Annotated in this window: 15 protein-coding genes and 1 pseudogene; 9 read left to right on the forward strand and 7 right to left on the reverse strand. The window is 50.8% G+C overall.

Annotated elements, in window-relative coordinates; genetic code table 11:
* Positions 1-4 precede the first annotated feature (4 nt).
* On the forward strand, positions 5-370 hold the full coding sequence (locus GS601_RS07275; RefSeq protein ID WP_162422600.1) for a hypothetical protein: 366 nt from the start codon (positions 5-7) through the stop codon (positions 368-370).
* Positions 371-401: 31 nt separating this feature from the next.
* Here the strand turns inward: GS601_RS07275 and GS601_RS07280 are convergent, their stop codons facing one another.
* Both GS601_RS07280 and GS601_RS07285 read right to left on the reverse strand, forming a co-directional pair.
* The gene (locus GS601_RS07280; RefSeq protein ID WP_162422601.1) at positions 402-680 is read right to left on the reverse strand and encodes a hypothetical protein; all 279 of its coding nucleotides are present in this window, start codon (positions 678-680) and stop codon (positions 402-404) included.
* A gap of 77 nt (positions 681-757) precedes the next feature.
* A complete protein-coding gene (locus tag GS601_RS07285; protein WP_162422602.1) occupies positions 758-1,813 on the reverse strand; it encodes a tetratricopeptide repeat protein in 1,056 nt (351 codons plus the stop codon).
* 90 nt (positions 1,814-1,903) lie between these two features.
* Here GS601_RS07285 and GS601_RS07290 point away from each other — a divergent pair, with 90 nt between their 5' ends.
* The 3 genes from GS601_RS07290 to GS601_RS07300 all read left to right on the forward strand — a co-directional run bounded on the left by GS601_RS07290 (position 1,904) and on the right by GS601_RS07300 (position 7,139).
* Positions 1,904-2,704 (forward strand): aminotransferase class IV, encoded by an 801-nt coding sequence (locus GS601_RS07290; RefSeq protein ID WP_162422603.1) that lies wholly within the window; start codon positions 1,904-1,906, stop codon positions 2,702-2,704.
* A 180-nt stretch (positions 2,705-2,884) separates the two neighbouring features.
* On the forward strand, positions 2,885-4,726 hold the full coding sequence (gene ftsH3, locus GS601_RS07295) for an ATP-dependent zinc metalloprotease FtsH3 (RefSeq protein ID WP_162422604.1): 1,842 nt from the start codon (positions 2,885-2,887) through the stop codon (positions 4,724-4,726).
* A gap of 571 nt (positions 4,727-5,297) precedes the next feature.
* Entirely contained in the window at positions 5,298-7,139 is a 1,842-nt protein-coding gene (locus GS601_RS07300) for a sensor histidine kinase (RefSeq protein WP_162422605.1), read from the forward strand.
* Positions 7,140-7,232: 93 nt separating this feature from the next.
* Here the strand turns inward: GS601_RS07300 and GS601_RS07305 are convergent, their stop codons facing one another.
* Positions 7,233-8,288: an NAD-dependent epimerase/dehydratase family protein gene (locus GS601_RS07305; protein ID WP_238393133.1), complete on the reverse strand. Its 1,056-nt coding sequence runs from the start codon at positions 8,286-8,288 to the stop codon at positions 7,233-7,235.
* A gap of 58 nt (positions 8,289-8,346) precedes the next feature.
* Positions 8,347-9,480, reverse strand: coding sequence for a GNAT family N-acetyltransferase (locus tag GS601_RS07310; protein WP_162422606.1), 1,134 nt, complete (start codon positions 9,478-9,480; stop codon positions 8,347-8,349).
* Between the two features lie 509 nt (positions 9,481-9,989).
* Between GS601_RS07310 and GS601_RS07315 the strand changes: the two genes are divergently transcribed.
* From GS601_RS07315 to GS601_RS07330, 4 genes are all read left to right on the forward strand, one after another.
* On the forward strand, positions 9,990-11,105 hold the full coding sequence (locus tag GS601_RS07315) for an aromatic ring-hydroxylating dioxygenase subunit alpha (RefSeq protein ID WP_162422607.1): 1,116 nt from the start codon (positions 9,990-9,992) through the stop codon (positions 11,103-11,105).
* Positions 11,106-11,347: 242 nt separating this feature from the next.
* Positions 11,348-11,875: a hypothetical protein gene (locus GS601_RS07320; protein WP_162422608.1), complete on the forward strand. Its 528-nt coding sequence runs from the start codon at positions 11,348-11,350 to the stop codon at positions 11,873-11,875.
* A 125-nt stretch (positions 11,876-12,000) separates the two neighbouring features.
* On the forward strand, positions 12,001-12,888 hold the full coding sequence (locus tag GS601_RS07325) for a hypothetical protein (RefSeq protein WP_162422609.1): 888 nt from the start codon (positions 12,001-12,003) through the stop codon (positions 12,886-12,888).
* A gap of 286 nt (positions 12,889-13,174) precedes the next feature.
* Positions 13,175-14,455, forward strand: a complete 1,281-nt coding sequence (locus GS601_RS07330; protein WP_162422610.1) for an aminotransferase class I/II-fold pyridoxal phosphate-dependent enzyme — start codon at positions 13,175-13,177, stop codon at positions 14,453-14,455.
* An 89-nt stretch (positions 14,456-14,544) separates the two neighbouring features.
* Here GS601_RS07330 and GS601_RS07335 read toward each other — a convergent pair whose 3' ends face one another.
* Entirely contained in the window at positions 14,545-17,076 is a 2,532-nt protein-coding gene (locus GS601_RS07335; protein ID WP_162422611.1) for a type I secretion system permease/ATPase, read from the reverse strand.
* Between the two features lie 71 nt (positions 17,077-17,147).
* A complete protein-coding gene (locus GS601_RS07340; protein WP_162422612.1) occupies positions 17,148-17,912 on the reverse strand; it encodes a foldase protein PrsA in 765 nt (254 codons plus the stop codon).
* A 492-nt stretch (positions 17,913-18,404) separates the two neighbouring features.
* Here GS601_RS07340 and GS601_RS07345 point away from each other — a divergent pair, with 492 nt between their 5' ends.
* Positions 18,405-19,040 carry a peroxiredoxin gene (locus GS601_RS07345; protein WP_162422613.1) on the forward strand — a complete coding sequence of 212 codons (636 nt, stop codon included), beginning with the start codon at positions 18,405-18,407 and terminating at the stop codon, positions 19,038-19,040.
* Positions 19,041-19,134: 94 nt separating this feature from the next.
* Here the strand turns inward: GS601_RS07345 and GS601_RS07350 are convergent.
* A pseudogene (locus tag GS601_RS07350) lies at positions 19,135-19,650 on the reverse strand (hypothetical protein); the annotation flags it as partial.

A 19,650-nucleotide genomic window follows, 5' to 3' on the forward strand; every position in this document is an offset into this window, starting at 1 on the left:
AACGATGACGACCCAAAACACAAACAATCGCTTAAGTCCAAGCATCCTAAACGCAGATCAAGACATCTTCGAGGGCTTGCAGACCCTTACCGACTATACCCCTCATCGCCAAGAAGCCTCAATCAGACAGATCCAACAGGATCAAATTGAAATGGTGAAATTACAAAAGCTTGAAGCCCAACTCAAGGCACAATATCGCACAGTTTTGGATGCCACCCGCAAAGCGGAATGGGTGTTCCACAATGGCATTCTCGAAGCCAAAAATGCCGTGATTGCCCAATTTGGAGCCGATAGCAGCGAAGCCCAAACCGTCGGACGCAAGAAAAAATCTGCTTACAAGCGCCCCCTGCGACAAAAGAAGGCAGCGTAGCGTCAGCCATCAACCTTAATGGGGTCAAATCCTATGCACCATGACCATCTGAGCGATGCTGACGAAACTCACTAGTCATCATCTGAACTGCTTCGAGAAGGTTTTCTGAAACCGTGATCAGGTTAGTAATGTTCTGACTTTGAAGTTCCTGTCGGGTTCTAAGCTCAGCATTGAGTTGCATCTGGTGATCGAACTCTTGATCCATTCGGTGTTGTGTTTGATCCGCTCGTTGCTGCATTTCCTCCATGCGCTGCCGCATTGTCTCTAACGCAGCTTCAATGCGGTCTAAGCGGTTGTTGTCTTGAGCCATTGACTTCTCTTGGGCGTGCTATATCTAAATAATAATGCCGTGAATAGACAAATTGTATCGGTGTAAGGTTTCAGCTTTCATGCCTTTGCATCACGTTTAGATTCAGATTGGGGCAGCATTTCTTCAGAGGAACACAACACCTTGAACTCTTCTGACTCCTTCAGCACGTCAAAAGCTGGCTCTGTTCCAGCCGTTTCTCGGTAATCGGAATCCATCGAAATTGCTCTGTGCAAATTGCCCAAGGCTTGTTCAGCATCTCCGCTCAAGCCATAACATGTTGCCAATCCATAGAAAATTTCTGCCTCCTCTGGTTCAAGGTCGAGGGCACGACTGTAGGCTGCGATCGCATCATTGTATCGCGCTCGCCGCTTCAACGCCTCTGCCAACATCCACCACACATCCCACCGCTCTGTTAGGATTTCTGATAGCTTATTGACTAACTCCAAGGCTTCCTCATGGCGATCGATCTTTTCCATAAACAAGATCTTCTCTTGCCACAGTTCAAGATTGCCGCGATCGTCGCGAATTGCCTCATCATACGATTCCAGCGCTTCTTCGTTACGTCCTAGTTTTTCCAACAGTTTTGCCCGCTCCAACCACGCCAGAAAGGCACTACCCGTCGTCAGCACTCGGTCTACATCTGACAGTGCTTCTTCATAGCGCTCCAAGCGTTGCAGGGTAATGCTTCGTGCCATCAAAATCATTGGGTTCGGGTTCATCTCTGCCGCTTTGTCCAACGATTTCAAGGCTTCTTCGTGGCGATCTTGTCGGGTCAGGTGCATTCCTCGAAAGAACCAACTTCCGGGATTATCTGGCATCTTTTCCACCATTTCATCAAACCACGCTAGCGCTTCTTCGGGACGCTCGATATCTTCTTCAAGCGCCATCGAGGTCAGAAGCCACGCATCAAAATTGTTCGGTTCCAGTTTGATTACTTTTTTAAACGTGGCGATCGCACCCTCTAGATCCTCTAACTCCATCAACGCTCTGCCTTTCCCCATCCAGGCGTCCACATAATTGGGCTTGAGCTTGATGGCTTTATCAAACGCCGCGATCGCTTGGCGATACTGCTTCCATCCCACAAAAACTTCCGCTTTTTTCACCCAACCGAGGTGCTGTCCTGACTTGCTCATAATCAAACTGGAATGAATGACTTACGCTTTAGTGTACAGGTGGTTTGAGGTACCCAAGCGGCAAAAACTCACGCTGATTCAAGGATAGAAATGTTGGGATTTTGGTATAACGGGAACGCCATTACAAAAGATACGATCGATCTTTCAATCACCGATCCGGGGCTGCTTTATGGGGCAACGGTGTTTACAACGATGCGCGTTTACCAATTTCTAGACCATTCGTTGACCCAGTGGGCGGGACACTGCGATCGCATCAAAACCAGCCTAGACACCTTCGGCTGGCAACAACCCGACTGGAGCCAACTACGCCACGGGGCAGACTGGATGACGCAACACTATCCGGTTCTTAGAATTGCTGTTTTTCCGGACGGGCGGGAATGGATCACAGGTCGCGCTCTACCAGAAGATTTGACGCAACGGCAGACAGCAGGAATCGCAGCTTGGGTTGCTGGAGGGTTAGCAAGATCGCTGCCGTCTCACAAAACCGGAAATTACCTTGCTCCGTGGTTGGCGTTGCAAGCGGCTCAGCGAATGAATGCTCAAGAAGCCATTCTCACAAACTCGGCTGGCGACTGGCTAGAAACGAGCACGGGCAATCTGTGGGGCTGGAAAGAGGGGCATTGGTGGACGCCCCCTCTAGAGAGCGAGATTTTGCCAGGATTGCTGCGATCGCGCCTCATCTCTTGGCTAAAGTGGCACAATGAAGAAGTGACTGAAGCCCCGTGGAATGCGGCGCTGGTAGAACACTTTGATGCGATCGCTTATACGAACTGTGTCGTGGAAGTCATTCCAATTCACACCGTTCTCAACACCGGCACCACGCTGTCCTACGCTCCCACGCATCCCGGAATTCAGACATTGCGAGACCTATTTTTTGAGGAGGGAAACTAATGCAAATTCTCAGGATTGGCAGCAGGGCTACAAATGCCTTAAAGCCTTTAGCCTTGAGCACTTAAAACATTTCCCCTAGATTTGCTCCCTTCACAACGCTCTCAGATACGTTAATATTAATTAACATAAGCAAAATCTGAGATATCCCTCGTTCCCAAACTATTAGGAGGACAGACCCCGGTGAATAAACGGTGGAGAAATGCTGGGCTATATGCGCTCCTAGCGATCGTCGTCATTGCACTGGCGACTGCGTTTTTTGACAAACAGCCTCAAACGCGAGAAACCTGGCGCTACAGCCAGTTCATTCAAGAAGTGCAAACCAACAACGTTAACAAAGTTAGCCTCAGTGCCGATCGCTCACGGGCAGTGGTGCAGGTGCAAGACGGCAACAGAGTCGTCGTCAACCTCCCCAACGACCCCGACCTGATCAATACCCTGACTAAAAATAACGTTGATATCTCGGTCTTGCCTGCGACAGACGGCAACGACTTCTGGATTCGCGCCGTTAGCAGCTTGTTCTTCCCAGTCTTATTGCTGGTAGGGCTGTTCTTCTTACTACGTCGCGCCCAAAATGGTCCAGGTAGCCAAGCCATGAACTTTGGTAAATCCAAAGCGCGGGTGCAAATGGAGCCACAAACCCAGGTGACCTTCAATGATGTTGCTGGCATCGATCAGGCGAAACTAGAACTCAACGAGGTCGTAGACTTCCTGAAGAACGCCGATCGCTTTACGGCTGTGGGGGCAAAAATTCCCAAAGGCGTTTTGCTCGTCGGACCTCCCGGCACCGGAAAAACCCTGTTAGCAAAAGCAGTAGCTGGCGAAGCAGGCGTACCGTTCTTCTCAATTTCGGGTTCCGAGTTTGTTGAGATGTTCGTCGGAGTCGGTGCGTCGCGCGTCCGTGACCTGTTTGAGCAAGCCAAAACCAACGCGCCCTGTATCGTCTTTATTGATGAGATTGATGCTGTGGGTCGCCAGCGTGGTGCAGGTCTCGGTGGCGGCAACGATGAGCGGGAACAAACCCTCAACCAGTTGCTGACCGAAATGGATGGGTTTGAAGGCAATACGGGCATCATTATCATCGCGGCAACCAACCGACCTGATGTCTTGGATGCGGCGTTGTTGCGTCCGGGTCGCTTTGATCGTCAAGTTGTCGTCGATCGTCCCGATTATGCAGGTCGCCTTGAGATTCTCCACGTTCACGCACGGGGCAAAACCCTCTCGAAAGATATTGACCTGGAACGCATTGCCCGCCGTACTCCTGGCTTTACAGGCGCAGATCTCTCCAACTTGCTAAACGAAGCGGCAATTCTTGCTGCCCGTCGTAACCTCACTGAGGTATCGATGGACGAAGTAAATGATGCGATCGATCGCGTCCTCGCTGGACCTGAGAAGAAAGATCGGGTCATGAGCGAGAAGCGCAAAGAGCTAGTGGCGTATCATGAAGCGGGTCATGCGTTGGTTGGGGCACTGATGCCCGATTATGATCCAGTACAGAAAATCAGCATCATTCCTCGCGGAAGAGCAGGGGGTCTCACCTGGTTTACGCCGAGCGAAGACCGCATGGATTCTGGCTTGTACTCGCGCTCTTATCTGCAAAACCAGATGGCGGTTGCCCTTGGGGGTCGCCTAGCAGAAGAGATCATTTACGGCGATGAAGAAGTGACAACCGGGGCGTCTAACGACCTCCAGCAGGTGGCGCGGGTGGCGCGTCAGATGGTGACTCGGTTTGGCATGAGCGATCGCTTGGGCCCGGTGGCGCTGGGTCGTCAGCAGGGCAACATGTTCATGGGTCGTGATATTGCCTCAGAGCGGGATTTCTCGGAAGAGACAGCCGCGACGATCGACTCGGAAGTGAGCACCTTGGTAGAAGAAGCCTACCGTCGTGCGAAAGCGGTGCTTACCGACAACCGCCATGTTTTGGATCAGTTAGCGGCGATGCTGATTGAGAAAGAAACGGTCGATGCTGAGGAGTTGCAAGACTTGTTGGCAAACAGCGATGTGAAGATGGCAGCGATCGCTTAACCCGCGAATTTTGGATTACGTCGAAAAGCCGATCACCCTTAACGTGGTCGGCTTTTAATTTTTTGAATTTGCACTGCCCTCACCCTGCTCCCCTCTCTCCCAACAAAAGTTTGAGTCATACCCAATTAATCTGTAAATGCTACAGATGTGCGACCTCCCCCAACCCCGCCTCAGTAAAGTGGGGAGCCGGAAAGTCCCTCCTGACCCAGGGGGGATGCCGTCGGCAGGGGGGTCGAGGATCTGCCGCAGTGAAAAATCAATTGGGTATAACTCGGTAGGTACGGATGCGCGATCGCTGCCCCATCGGTCGCGCTGCAACACGCCACCCTATCGTTACAATTTATGGCTTGAAATAGCGTGTAAGGAGAAGTTGTGTCGCATAATGAATGCAGGGTTTCATCAGAAGCATTGATATAAAAATTACTCGTTTAAAGTTAAGTTGCACTCCTCATCAGCCCGCATTTAGCTGAACTATTCAACCGCGACCCAACCATAAAGAGCGACCAAAGGCATGACAGCTTCTATTTTCGACAGTCTGCTGTGTCTTGACGCCATCTGACCCGTACCGAATATGCATAGCTCCCAGACATGTAGCGTCCGTCGCATCCTTGCTTGGAGTCATTTTCACCACGTTAGCAGCTTACTCAAACAAAAAGGCAACCCAGATGCCCTCATCCTGAGCGAGTCTAGTGTAGAAGGCGTAGAACCGTTGGCAGAGCGCTTTGTTGCGGTAGTTTCTTCAGGCTTTAGCGCCCTGTTGCAGGGCAACTCTATGGCAGCGAGTCTAGACGCCCCGTGCCAGATCCAGCTTACGTTTGATCCCTGTGCGATCGCGGCTTTTCTGTCTACGCTCAAACCTCAGGTTCCAATGCATTCTTTGCTAGAGCGTCAGATCACCCACGCGATCGCCCAGCTAGCGCCAAACGATCCGTACCGCCAGAGTGAATTTACCCTACAACTGCTAGAAACGCTCTCGCCCACTGCCCACTGCTTGCAGCCTGCAACGATGGCGCAACCGTTGCAGCAGCAGATCCAGCAAGAACGCCTGCTCAATCAAGTCACGTCGTTGATTCGTCAGAGTCTTGAGTTGCCGGTGGTTTTGGAAACGGCAGTCCAACAGGTGCGCCAGTTTCTACAGACCGATCGGCTGATCATCTATCAACTCAACATTCCGGCTCCTTCGTGCCTCGTCTCTACCGAGCCGAAAATTCCGGCGCAGGAAACCATTCCCACTTTGGATGGCATTACCTACGAATCTCGCAAGAGCGACGCGATTCCCTCAGTGCTGCATTTTATAAAAGATGACACTGACATTGCTAGTCATGCTCTTTGGAGTGCCGATCGAGATAGACTGACCTGGGCGATCGCAGATTGCCAAATCGTTCCGTCTCAAACGCGGCGGCTGCTAAAGCTCTCATCGCAAGCACAGGTACAGGCAGAACTGGTGACACCGATCATCGTTGAAGAGCAACTGTGGGGCTTGCTAATCGCCCATCAATGTTATGCCCCCCGGCAATGGCAAGACCATGAGCAAGCCTTCTTGCACCACATCGCAGAGCATCTTGCGATCGCCATTCGCCAATCTAATCTCTACTCTGAACTGCACGCGCAAAAACTTACCCTCGAACAAAAAGTGGCAGAACGGACGCAAGCGCTACGCGACACCCTGGTAGCCGCGCAATCGGCAAGCCTTGCTAAGTCAGAATTTTTAGCCACCATGAGCCACGAGTTGCGATCGCCATTGACGAGCATTATCGGCATGGCGGCTACGTTGTTACGGGCTTACAGTTCGGAGATGCAGCCCGCTATAACGGTGCACAAGCAGCAAAAATATCTGCAAACGATTCAAAATCGGGGTGAACATTTGCTGTCGTTGATCAACGACATTCTCGATTTGTCTCAGGTCGAGGCGGGTAAGCTGGGGTTGATCATAGAGCAATTTTCCTTGGTGCAACTCGCCCGCCAAACCGTTGAAGCTGTGCAACCACGAGCCAATGCCAAGCAGGTCAACCTCTGCTTAGACGTGCAGCAGGGGCAGGGCGACATGCAGTTTTACGCTGACCCGCAGCGAGTCCAGCAAATTTTGTTCAATCTGCTGACCAATGCCATCAAATTTACGCCAGCGCAAGGGCAGGTAATGCTGCGGGTCTGGGCACACGATCAAGCGGCGATTTTGCAGGTGGAAGATAACGGCATTGGCATTTCCGAAGAACAGCGATCGCTGCTGTTCCAAACGTTTCAACAACTTGATTGCTCCTACGATCGCAAGTACGAAGGGACGGGATTAGGATTAGCGCTAACCAAACAGCTTGTTGAATTGCACGGTGGGTCGATTGACGTGAAATCCACGATCGGCATTGGCTCGATTTTTACGGTGCATCTGCCAGAACAGGAGGCGTCTAAGCCGTCGTAAAACCCTGGGCAAGCTCAACGTTGCTGAATTTAGGGAACGCCCAGACCTCAAAATTCTGGCTGTGGCACGCCGCAAGTTTCGTGCGACATCCGATCAGGCGCGTTTTGCCAAAGGGCGAACCAAACTTCGCAGCGTTTCTTCGGGCGATCGCGGCGTCCAACCTAGCTCTTGCCGAGCTTTCTTAGCATCAACTCGGACACAGCGATCGTAGACATAATGCACTCGTTCGTTGTCGATCGGCGGCTGCCAAGCGAAGGTGCGACCCACCCGATCAAGCACCGAGGCAACCACGCGAACGAGAGGTTCGGGGGCGTCACGAGGAGGCGGAATCTGGGTTTCTTGGCTAAAAATCTCGAACATTTCACGGGTCGAAAGATCCCCTGCCGAGATGATGTAATAGTCTCCCGATCTGCCGCGCTCTGCCGCCAAAATCATCGCCTCTGCCAGGTCATCTACATGCACGATTCCGGTAATTCTGCCGCCCCCCGCCCAAAGTTTTAAGCGACCCTTGAGAAAGGAATCTAACACGGGTTTGAAGTGCGGATCGTCGCTGCCAAAGATGCCCGAAGGCAGCACGCTGACGACGGGAAACCCTGTGGCGGCGGCACGATCGACCAACTGTTGGGCGGCATATTTGGTGCGATCGTAGGCAGAGGAAAAACTAGTTTGTTCTCGTTGAAACGTTTCGTCGATGGTTCTCCCTTGGGTATCTCCAAAAATGCCGATCGTGCTGCAATACACCAGTTTAGAAACGCCTGCTGCCTGCGCGGCATCTAGAACGGCGCGCGTTCCCTCAACGTTGACTCGTTCCATTTTGGCAGCATTGACCAGCCCAAGCTCGACGTAGGCAGCCGTGTGAAAGACCACATCGACCCCTGCCATGGCTTGATGCAGGGCAGCGCGACTGGCTCCCGGCTGCGACGCATCGGCGATATCGCTGTAGACCAGATCAAGGGAACAGCCAGCCAGACGAGCGCGATCGCTAGATTGGCGAACAATGCCCACAACCGAATCGCCGCGCTTTAGCAAGGCTTTGACTAAATGCGATCCGGTGAAACCGTTTGCCCCTGTGACCAATGCCTTCATAGTTGCTGTGGAGTTGCGATCGTAGAGTTCAAGGCTAGTAGTTAACGAGCAGCGTTCAATCAAGTGCTCTGAGGTTGTAGACCAATTTTGATAGACCAACTTGCAGAACAATTTTGCTAGATTACAACAATTTCTCGTAAATCCGGTAGGTTTTGTAGATGATGCCCCCTGATGCCTCAATCAATTTTCGGGACGGGGCGTTATCTTCGTAAATCCAAGATAATTCTGCTTGTTTGTAGGGTTTGCCTTTTTGAACTGCACCTTGCAAGCCTAAATAAATCAGTCCCAACGGAACTAATTTACGCCGAAATTCGGGAAGCGCCGCGATCGCAAACACACGACCTTGATCGATCTGGCGACGATACCACAAAAACTTGAGAATGCCTAACCAGTTCAGTTTGCCATTCACATGTTTTAGGGCAATATTGTAGTCCGGCAAACTCATGAACACGCCGATCATTTCACCATTGTATTCAGCGATCCAAAACGTATCTGGATCAACCAAGCTTTGCAGCGATTTGGCTTGCTCTAAAAATTCATCTTGCGTTCGGGGTGTCGAACTCCAATTTTCGGCAAATGCCTTGGTGTAAAGCTGATAGATCGCGATCGCATCTTGGGTAAAGTCGTCTCCCTTAGTGCGAATTTTGCGAAACGTCACCCCCGATTTACAAGCAATGTTGTAGCCTTTCTCAAATTCAGGAGATAGCGGCTTGTCGAGCGGCAGGTGATAAGCGTAAGCATCTTTTGCTTTTTGCCAGCCGTCCTGCCCCATAAAGTTTAGGTAATACGCCGGGTTGTAAGGCATCATCACCATGGGCGGCGAGTCGAAGCCATCAATCAGAAAAAAGCAAGAGTTTTGAGTTGAAAAATTAATTGGTCCTCGCACGCTGGTCAGGGCACGATCGCGCAACCAATCGCAGGCAGATTTGAACAAAGCAGATGCGATCGCAACGTCGTTAATGCATTCAAAAAACCCAAACAGCCCGACATTGGTTTGCTCACGCTCAATCAATCGCTGGTTCACCATCGCCACAATTCGACCCACCCCCTCGCCATCTTTCACCGCAATAAATTGCTGAAGCTCTCCATACTGCCGAAAGGGATATTCGGGCGAAAACTCTTTGATCGTATCGCTCCGCAACGGTGCTACCCAGTTTGGATCGCCAGCATAAACTCGCGCTGGCACATCTAGAAAGATCTCCTGGTGTTGGGCAGTCGAAACCGGAATCACATGAACAGGATTAGGAGAGTTCATGGCGCAATTTCACTCCATCCGTAAATAAGCAAAAATATACCAGGCTTTGCGATCAGATTGCAGAAAGGTCGAATTGCAGAAAGGACGGATAGCGTTGCAGATTTCCTGACTAAATCAACAGAGCCGTGTTATACCCAATTGATTTTTCACTGCGACAGATCCTCGACCCCCCTGCCGACGGCATCCCCCTGGGTCAGGAGGGACTTTCCGGCTCCCCACTTTACTGAGGCGGGGTTGGGGGAGGTCGCACATCTGTAGCATTTACAGATTAATTGGGTATTACAGTCGTTCTCACTAGCTTGAGTCACACGCCTACCCATCTACCCATCTACCCATCCACCCATCCACCCATCCACCCATCCACCCATCCACCCATCCACCCATCCACCCATCCACCCATCCACCCACAACGACCGTGGTTTCTTCATCTGAAAATCGCTCTAAATCGGCTCCTATACCCTCTCTGCCTAATTTTGCTATGATTCAGACCAAGCAAGGAGAAGAGAGAAATGGAACTAGCGACGACGCTAACGGGTCAAACCGTCCGCAATGCGGTGCGAGAAGTAGGAATCAACCCAAACTACTGGTATGCCGTCGCCTGGGCAACCGATCTTAAGCCTCAACAGATTTTGCCTGTCACCCTATGGGAGCCACCCCATAGCGACGGTGATCCCGTTGGCATTGCGCTGTTTCGAGACAGCAAAAATCGCGTGCAAGCGGTTGAGAATGCCTGCCCTCACAAAGGCGTAGCGATGGATAAGGGCAAAGTGCAGGGAGACGCGATCGCTTGTGGATATCACGGCTGGGAATTTGACGGCAACGGCGAGTGTATCAATATTCCCTATTGGAACTCGGATCAAAAGTTGCCTTGCGCCCGCATGAGGAGCTATCCAGTACAAGAACGATATGGCATTCTATGGATTTTTCCAGGCGACCCCGCCTTGGCAGACCTTGAACTCATTCCTGAAATTCTAGAATACGACAAGCCAGACTGGCTGATGGTGCCGATCACGGCTCACTTTAACGCTCACTTTTCCATTTGCAATGAAAACACGATGGATGTGTTTCACGGCTATTTGCATCAAAATCTTCAAGGCTGGTTTGACCCCGTATTGCTGAAGCTCCAAGAGACAGAAAACTCCGTCAGTGCTGCCTACAACGTTTCCTACAAAGGAGCCATTACCAAGTTTTTAGGCTTAAGTGAAGACGGTGATGTTACGACTAGAACCATTTCAATTTGTTATCGTTATCCTCACTACACCAGCACTCTCGAAGGCGTTTCATCTCTTTATCTAATGCGAATGCCGATTAGCAAGACAGAAAGCCGATCCTTCGCGTTGTTTTTTTTAAAGGTCCGTGTTCCAAAATGGCTGCTCAAACCATTGCGCCCCATATTACAGCCTGCGATTCTACATTTGCTATTTATGCGATTTCTCAACCAAGATATTGAGATGATTGAGAGTGAACAGAGACACTATCTTAAAAATCCTGAACGCCGCTATGTAGAAGTCAATCCCGCGATCGTAGCGGTGCAACGCTTGATTGTGCGCCAGTACGAACGCTATCTGCGGCACCCTGGGGAAGAACCCAAACGGCTCCAAGATGCCACCCATGGACAGGCATAACGGAGATCACACATTTCTTCTCTGATTGCAAAATAGGTTTCTTTTCGGGGTGCGATCGCATTACAGTACAAAAAGACCGTACAAACCGTAAACCTTACACCATCAACCGATCTCGACTTGCAGACGCTTTCCCTGCGATCGCGCCGAAAAATCTCTCCTCAGCCAGTCGCGTTGGCAAGGAAGTTTGGTATATATCAGATCGTCGTCTTCATCAATTACCCATTCTCTCTGACCAAACCGCCATGAGAAACCCAGCACCAACCCTTTTGAAACCCTGGCAGCGAAGCCTCGTCGCCCTTTTGTTGACCGTGGTTCTATTCATCACAGGCTGTCAGGCAAAAGCGCCCGATCGCTTTGCCCAAGCCCAGCAAGATAGCACTCAGCGAGGCGTCACCGCCGTTGCTAAAGATGCGACCCAGGGCAGCCAGTTTAACAAGTTCTTTCCAAAACCCGGCGCAGGCTACGAGCGAGTCTACACCCAAGAAAAGAAAGGGTTTAGCGAAGCCTCTCTCAAAAAAGATGGCAAAGAACTCGCCAAACTCTCGATTTCCGATACCAGCAGCCTCCCCGCCGCCGCCGCCAAATATGAGAACAGCACCGAAACGATCGCAGGCTACCCCGCCATGACCATGGGCAACACCCAAACAGGAGTCTTGGTTGGCAAATATCAAGTGAAAGTCCTCTCGCGTGACCCCGACTTTAGCCAAGCCCAGCGCGAACAATGGATTTCTAAGTTTGATCTTAAAGGATTGGCAAGACTCGATAGCTAGAGCACTTTTGGCGCTGATCTAGACTCCGTTCTTTTATCACGCCTCACCCTCGCTTCCACTCTCACTAATTGTTACTAATTGATAGTGCAAACCAAAATAGTGAAGACATTTTATAGGGAATTGCCATGAGCAAAACAATTTACGAACTGGTGGACGAACTCCCCACGGGCGGAATGACCGTCAAAGCCCTCAATGCCCTCGATTTCGTTGTGCCAGGGCAATGGCAAAACTTGACGGGCTTCACCAACACGATTCGCGCCGTTACGGGTGAAACCGACGAAGCCATGATCCAAGCGATCGGGGAACGGGCGGTTTACCTTTACAACGACAAATCTCAAGGCTATCAGCGCGCCATGTGGCTTTACAACACCGTCGATAGTGCCTCAGGGGCACTCGGTGCCGCCGCAATGGCAAACAAACTTGGGCAAGACATCTCGTTTCTAGGCTTTTTGGGCAACCTCACTCCCAAACCAGAAAAAGCCCAAAGCCTTGATCTTGCTGTTAAACTCGTGGTTGAATTGGTCGCTTTCTGCCAAATCAACGGCATTCCCGGAGACAGTATCGGAGACTTTCTCGCGGCACTAGGAGACTATGGCGGCGAGTCTTTGATGCGAATGGCAGCCCTCGTGTGCTACGACGGTCTGATCCCTCTAGGCGGTGGCTTTATCGAGAAAGGGATGGCAAGCATCACCCAAACCTCGCCCGAAGAACTGCAAAAAAACCAAACCTTTAAGGGCGTTAGTGACCTGATTCCTGGCGGCAATCCGGCGGGGCAGCTTGGCTTTATTACCCAAAGCTTTGATTCGGTAAAAGGCTGGATGGGCGACTTTGTTAGCTCTCGTAACCTCACTCAACAAGGCGTCGTCAATCACGTCAGCCAATTTATCCAAATCTCTGCCGATAAACTCGACTACGTAGGTGCATTCCTAGACGTTTCCGTGAAATACTATACCCATACGGGAACGCAAACCTTAGCGCGGCGTCTTATAGAACGAGCCGTTGCCGAACTCTAAAAGAATGAGCAACCCATGACTAATCATCAGCGACGGGCAAGACTGATTCGGTCAGCCTGTCGCTTTTGCAATTTAAAAACTGCCCATCCCCTATCCCTCATTCCCCATCCCCCTGATAAGCTGTTATTCATCCCAAAAAACCATTTATCCCGATCGATTATGAGGCAGTGTCTTTAAGATGCAAAATGGCAAAATTTTGCATTAGATAAATATACTGGTGAGTCAGATGCGTAAAGTGCAGCATTCTACGGAATTGCGATCGTCAAACAGGTGAGAGGAGTAAACTGTGCAAGTTGTTAAGGAGTACGTGCGGCGTTGGTATGACAGCGGGCTAGAGCCTGATGAATACATTTGCCACACTCGTCAAGGAAACATTGTCGAGATCGAAGACGCAGAAACGGGGAAACGGCACACCGTTATCACCTTTTGCACCAATGATGTGTTAGGGCTAACGCAAAACGAGTCGGTCAAACAAGCCGCGATCGCGGCCATTCTGCAATATGGCACCTCGACCAGTTCAACCTCGGTGCTGAGCGGTCGCATCGATATTCATCGCCAGCTAGAAGAAGAGGTTTCGCGGTTTAAGCATCTGCCCCATACTCAGCTTTTCCTGAATGCGTGGATGGCGATGCAAGCGCTGATGGATGCGTTTTGCCATCTAGCAATTCCGGTTCCGGGCTTTGAGCATACCCGTGAAACGCTGATCATGACCGATGTGCTCAATCATGGCTGCATTGTGTCTGCTTTGGCGAATGCAGGCACGCGATCGGGCAAGTTGTTTGGCTATAGCCCTCAAGTCCGGGTCAAAGCCTATCGTCATTGCGATGTAGAAGATTTGGCGCGAAAGTTAAAGCGTTACGTCAAAGAGGGAGACCGGATCATGGTCGTCTCGGATGCGGTGTTTTCCATGGACGGCGATCTTGCGCCTCTGCCTGAGATGATCGAGGTGATGTCTCCCTATCCCGACAGTGTGCTGCTGATGGATGAAGCCCATGCCAGTGGCGCGATCGGGGCGACGGGGCGGGGCATTTACGAGCATTATGGGCTAACGCCTCAAGCCGCGATCGACAAAGGGATTGTGCCGCTGATCATGACGACGTTTTCTAAATTTGGGGCATCGGTCGGGGCGGCGATCAGTTCTCCGGCTGCCGAACTCAAGCCATTACTCAACTGCTCACCCACCTCGATCGGAACGTGCTCTCTTGCGCCTCCTTTGGCAGCGGCAGCGTTGCAGAGCCTTCGGACGGTGCAAGAGCATCCTGAACTGGTGACGCGCTTGCAGGAGAATACAAAGTATCTGCGATCGCGGCTGATGGCTCAGGGATTTGAGACCATTGGGGAGACAAATGTTGTCCCGGTCATGTTGCCTGCCGAAATCAATCCCAAAGAGTTTGCTCAGGAACTGTTGACCACGTACGGCATTTGGGTTTCTCCCATCTGGTTTATTGCGAAGCCCAGAATCCGCATGACGGTTAATTCGCTGCACACGCGCGAAGAAATGGATAAATTGGTGGCGGCGGTGGTGAGTGTGCGAGAGTCGATGTATAAGGCGACAATTAGCGCTTAGCACTGCGTTGGAGAGGTTTGAAGTCCCGCTTCATACTGCCAAAACGGGACTTCAAGACCTCCGAGCCATCCTACGTGGCATGACCTAACTTAGACCGATGCTTGCTGACGCTGATAGAGCGACCAATACAAACCTTTCGATCGCAGCAGTTGGTCGTGGGTTCCTTTTTCAGCAATTACCCCTTTTTCCATAACCAAGATTAAATCTGCCTTTTTGAGCGGGGCAAACCGGTGAGCAATTAGAAAAACGGTGCGATCGCTGGCAACGTGCTGAAGATTTTGCAACACCTGCTGTTCAGTCTCACTATCGAGCGCACTTGTTGCCTCATCTAACACCAAAACAGGAGCATTAGAGAGAAACAGCCGCGCTAGCGCAATGCGCTGCCGTTGCCCCCCTGAAAGTGCTGTACCCCGTTCTCCCGTGTTGGTTTCATAGCCTTGGGGCAGTTCGCTGATAAAGTCGTGGGCAACCGCCAACCGCGCCGCTTCTACGACTTCTTCGGCGCTAATGTCGGCGCGTCCAAGACTGATATTATCGACGATCGTGCCATTGAAGATCAGATCTTCTTGCAGCACAACCCCCATTTGACTCCGCAACGAGTGCAAATCCACACTCTTGACATCAAAGCCATCAACCAAGATGCGCCCCGCTTCGGGGAGATAAAGCCGTTGCAGGAGTTTAGAGAGCGTGCTCTTGCCCGACCCGCTGCGACCCACCACACCAACCAGCATTCCGGGTTCAGTAGTAAACGAAATTCCCTTTAAAACGGGTTCTTGGTTCGGGTTATATCGAAAGAACACCTGATCAAACGTTACCTGCCCTTTAAGTGGTGGCAACACCAATCCTGATCCCGGTTCGGCTTCGGGAGGAACATTGAGAATGTCGCCGATTCGATCAACCGATAACAACACCTGCTGCAAATTCTGCCACAGTTGAACTAACCTCAGCAACGGACCTGTCACCCGCCCAGACAACATCTGAAATGCGACCAACTGCCCAATCGTCAGGTTTTGTTGAATCACCTGATGCGCCCCGACCCAGAGAATTAACAGGTAGGAAAAATTGGTGAGAAAGTCGCCCAAGTTGTTGCTGATATTAGAGGTTGTGGACGCTTTAAAGCTGGTGCGAATATAGCGAGCAAACAATCCTTCCCAGCGATCGCGGGAGGTTTTTTCTGCCGCATGAGCTTTGACCGAGTGAATCCCCGTCACCGTCTCAACCAGAAACGACTGACTATCTGCACTGCGGTTAAACGTCTCGTTGAGCCAGTTCCGTAAGATCGGCGTGGTGGTGAGCGTTAGCGCCGCGTATAGCGGCAACACCGCCAGCGCTACGGCAGTCAGTGGGATGCTGTAGAAAAACATCAACGCTAAATAAACAACAGAGAAAATCGAGTCTAGGACAACCGTCAGCGCCGTGCCAGTCATAAACTGGCGAATGTTTTCTAGCTCTTGAACTCGCGCTACCGTATCTCCCACCCGGCGAGACTCAAAATACGCCAGAGGTAACCGCATCAAGTGGCGAAACAATTGTGCCGAAAGGCTCAGATCCAAGCGCCGAGCCGTGTGCGTGAAGATAAATAGGCGAAGAATACCCAAAACCGCTTCAAAAATGGCAACGCCCAGCAGCGCGAACGCCATGACATCTAGCGTCGAGATGCTGCCCTGTACCATGACGCGATCGATGACGACTTGAGTAATCAACGGCGTTGCCAAACCCACAATCTGTAGCGTGATTGAGGCAACGAGAACCTCAACCAGTAGCCCCCGATACTTCCAGACTGCTGGCAAAAACCAACCGAGGTTAAACCGCTCTTGCTTCTGAACCGTCTCGACTTGCCAAAGGGCCCCGTCCCACGACTGCTGCACCGCAGAGCGGTGAATTGCTTCACAGGTCATGAGCGGATTCATCGGATCAGCAATAATCAAGCGATCGCCTCTGACGCCATATCCCACCACCCAATGCTGCTCAGCATTTGGCGTTCCCCACCGGAGCAGCACCGGAAAATTGAGCAGCCTCAAATTTTGCCAGGTCGATTCGATGCGCCGCAACTGTAGACCCAGCTTTTCAGCCGCATCGACCAGATGGGTGGGGCGCTGCCCGGTCAACTGCCGTTGCACCCACTCCAACTGCGCCGGGTTTTGCAAATGGTTTGCCACCATCGTTAAACAGGCTGCCCCTGGATTCATGCCCGAAACAAAGGGAAATCCGGAGACCGGTTGGGGCGAGACATCCGTCTGGGGCTGATAGCGATCGCGCTGAATTGCCCAAAACCGATCAATATCAGCCGACGACAATGCCGCCCATGTGTCTGCGTTCCACTGCACTACCACCACATCATTACTCGCTGCCCGCGCCTTCCATCCCGGCAGTTCCAGCAGTTCACCAAGCCACTCTCCAGGCTTGAGCAACACCGTCCGCTCCTCTTCAGAAATCAGCCGCACCTTTCCACTCAACACAATCAACTGGAGACCAGGCGTTTCCTCTGACCACAGCAATTGCCCTAGCCGATATCGCCGGATCTCGGCTTTTGTCTTAAATTGAACTTGCTGATCAGGGCTGAGGAAACACAAGGGCGGTGCTTCCCACGGCAAATTCGCGGCAATGTCATTTGTAAGCATCTAACACTCAGAACTGGGGGACAGCAGATCATCAAACCGATCGAGATCAAATGGGTCGGAACATCGTTGGGTTAGTCTTCACCAACTTGTAGTTTGACGGTCATTTTTTGGATTTTTTCACCCATCCACCGATCAAACAACTCGTTACGCAACATCTGGCTCAGTTGGGCATTATCGAGCGATGCCGGCAAAACTTGCTCCACTCGAAACAATGCCCAGCGATTCTCAATCTCAAGCGGGCCGACCAAATCGCCCACATTGGCAGAATCGATCTCCGCCCGAACATTATCAGGCATCGTTCCCCGGCTTACCGGTCCCATCATGCCATTTGCAATGCGATCGTCAGCCACCGAATGCTCCCTTGCCAGTTCTTCAAAACTAGCTCCCTCGTGCACCTGAATTTTGAGTTCTTCAGCTAATTCCTGATTTTCAACGATGATCCGTGACAACACGACCCGGTCAAGAAAAACTTTACGTTCAATAAAATATTCTTGCAGTTTAGGCTCGGTGGCAACTTGCTTAAGCTTCTCAACTTTAAAGTTAGATGAAATTTGGTTGTGAAACGTAGTGTAGTCCAAACCGTTGCGATTCAGCCATTCCTGGAATACTTTAGGATCGGTAAGCTGTTGTTGGAGGCGAAAATCGATCACTGCCTGCTCAATCACCGCAGGGTTAATGTTGAGATCTTCGCGGTTCTCTAGCTCATGCTCTAAAATATACTGGCGCAAAATATCACCCAGAAAGCCTTGCAGCTTACCCGATGTTTGTAAATAACGAAGGCACTGTCTTAGAGAAAGGGCTTCCTCATCAACTGTTAGAAAAGCTTTAGCGTCCATGAATCTCGATTCTGTGAGGGTCTAAATCTGATAGTATCCTGCCTACGGTAGATGGGCACTTCACAGGAACTTTATATTGGCATAAGCAGTGTAATATAAGCCAATGTGATTAAACTTCAAGACCCTCTCTTTTCGACTCCGCAATTTCAACTAATTTACGTATATTAAATGATCACTCCCTGAGTAAAGGTTGGCAACGCGATTTATAAGCGGGTAAACAACAGGGTGACCCATCGCAGTCAGAAATTACAGAATGTAAGACGGCTGGAAAGCTTCTGTGCCGTTTGCGTACAAGGGTTTACGAAGATTTTTCAGCTTGCAAAGGTTGAGCCATCTTGCCCTCGCTCAACGCAACGTTACATTTCACACTCAAATATTTGGTCTCCTTTCGCTAAGATCATAAATAAGATCTAAAACCCGACCGGAAAACTGGGGTTTTATGGCATGATCACTGAGTAACTATCCTCGATCGATAAGGAAAATAAGAACGTTATGGCTCTCCGACTTGGCGACACCGTTCCCAACTTCACGCAAGACTCCTCTGAAGGAACCATCAATTTCTACGACTGGGCTGGCGATAGCTGGGTCGTTCTCTTCTCGCATCCAGCAGACTACACTCCCGTTTGCACCACAGAGCTAGGTCAAGTAGCAAAGCTCAAGCCCGAATTTGATCAGCGCAATGTGAAAACGATCGCGCTCAGCGTTGATTCGGCTGAATCTCACAAAGGCTGGATTGGCGATATCAACGAAACCCAAAGCTGTAGTGTAAATTATCCGATTTTGGCTGATCCAGATCGCCAAGTTTCTGATCTCTATGACATGATCCACCCCAATGCCAATAATACCTTGACGGTGCGATCGGTGTTCATCATCGACAACAACAAAAAACTTCGTCTAACCTTTACCTACCCTGCTAGCACAGGGCGGAACTTTGAGGAAATTCTACGGGTGATTGACTCCCTGCAATTGACCGACAACTACGGCGTTGCAACTCCAGCAAACTGGACTGATGGGGGCGATGTCGTTGTTGTACCATCGATCCCCACTGATGCGGCAAGAGAGAAGTTTCCGAAAGGGGTAACCGAAGTGAAGCCCTACTTGCGAATGACGCCTCAGCCCAACAAATAAGTGTTTTATTTCTGCGATTTTAAGGTGGGTGGGCAATGTAGCTCACCCTTTTTTATCTGCCTAATCATGACTTTTTAGCTCGACTTTATCCAATTCAAGCAGCGTAGCACAGGAGGCTAGACCAGCAATCCAACAAGGCTTTTGGTATTTTTACCACATCGGTTGTTTGGCTAGAGGGCTGAAAAAGTCGAGTTTGCCAAAACTGTTGACGAACAAAAGCTAATGCATCGATGAAGGTTGGCAGAGATTTGTCATACCAAGCAGATTGAGGCAGTGAAACCTGCACTTGAGACTGAAGTTGATGTGCTAGTAAGACAACAATTGAGAACAGGGCGAGTAAGGCAGGAGTCGTTCGTAAGATGGCTAAGTCAGACCATTGTCGTTGGGTTTGGACGCCTAAATGGGCACGGACTTCCTCAAAAGTTACTTCCACTTGCCACCGCTGACGGAACCACAACAGGATTTGCTTGGCTGTGGCATTGACATCGGTTGAGAGAAACGCTTGAGGCTCAAATTTGCCCTTGGGGTCTTTGATACCAAATTGAAAAAAGGGAGAGACAAATGAGAGAATGGGTTCTGCCGTGTGGAGAAAAACAGCAATGTCAGGTGT

Source organism: Myxacorys almedinensis A, assembly GCF_010091945.1.
GTDB classification, from domain to species: domain Bacteria; phylum Cyanobacteriota; class Cyanobacteriia; order Leptolyngbyales; family Leptolyngbyaceae; genus Myxacorys; species Myxacorys almedinensis.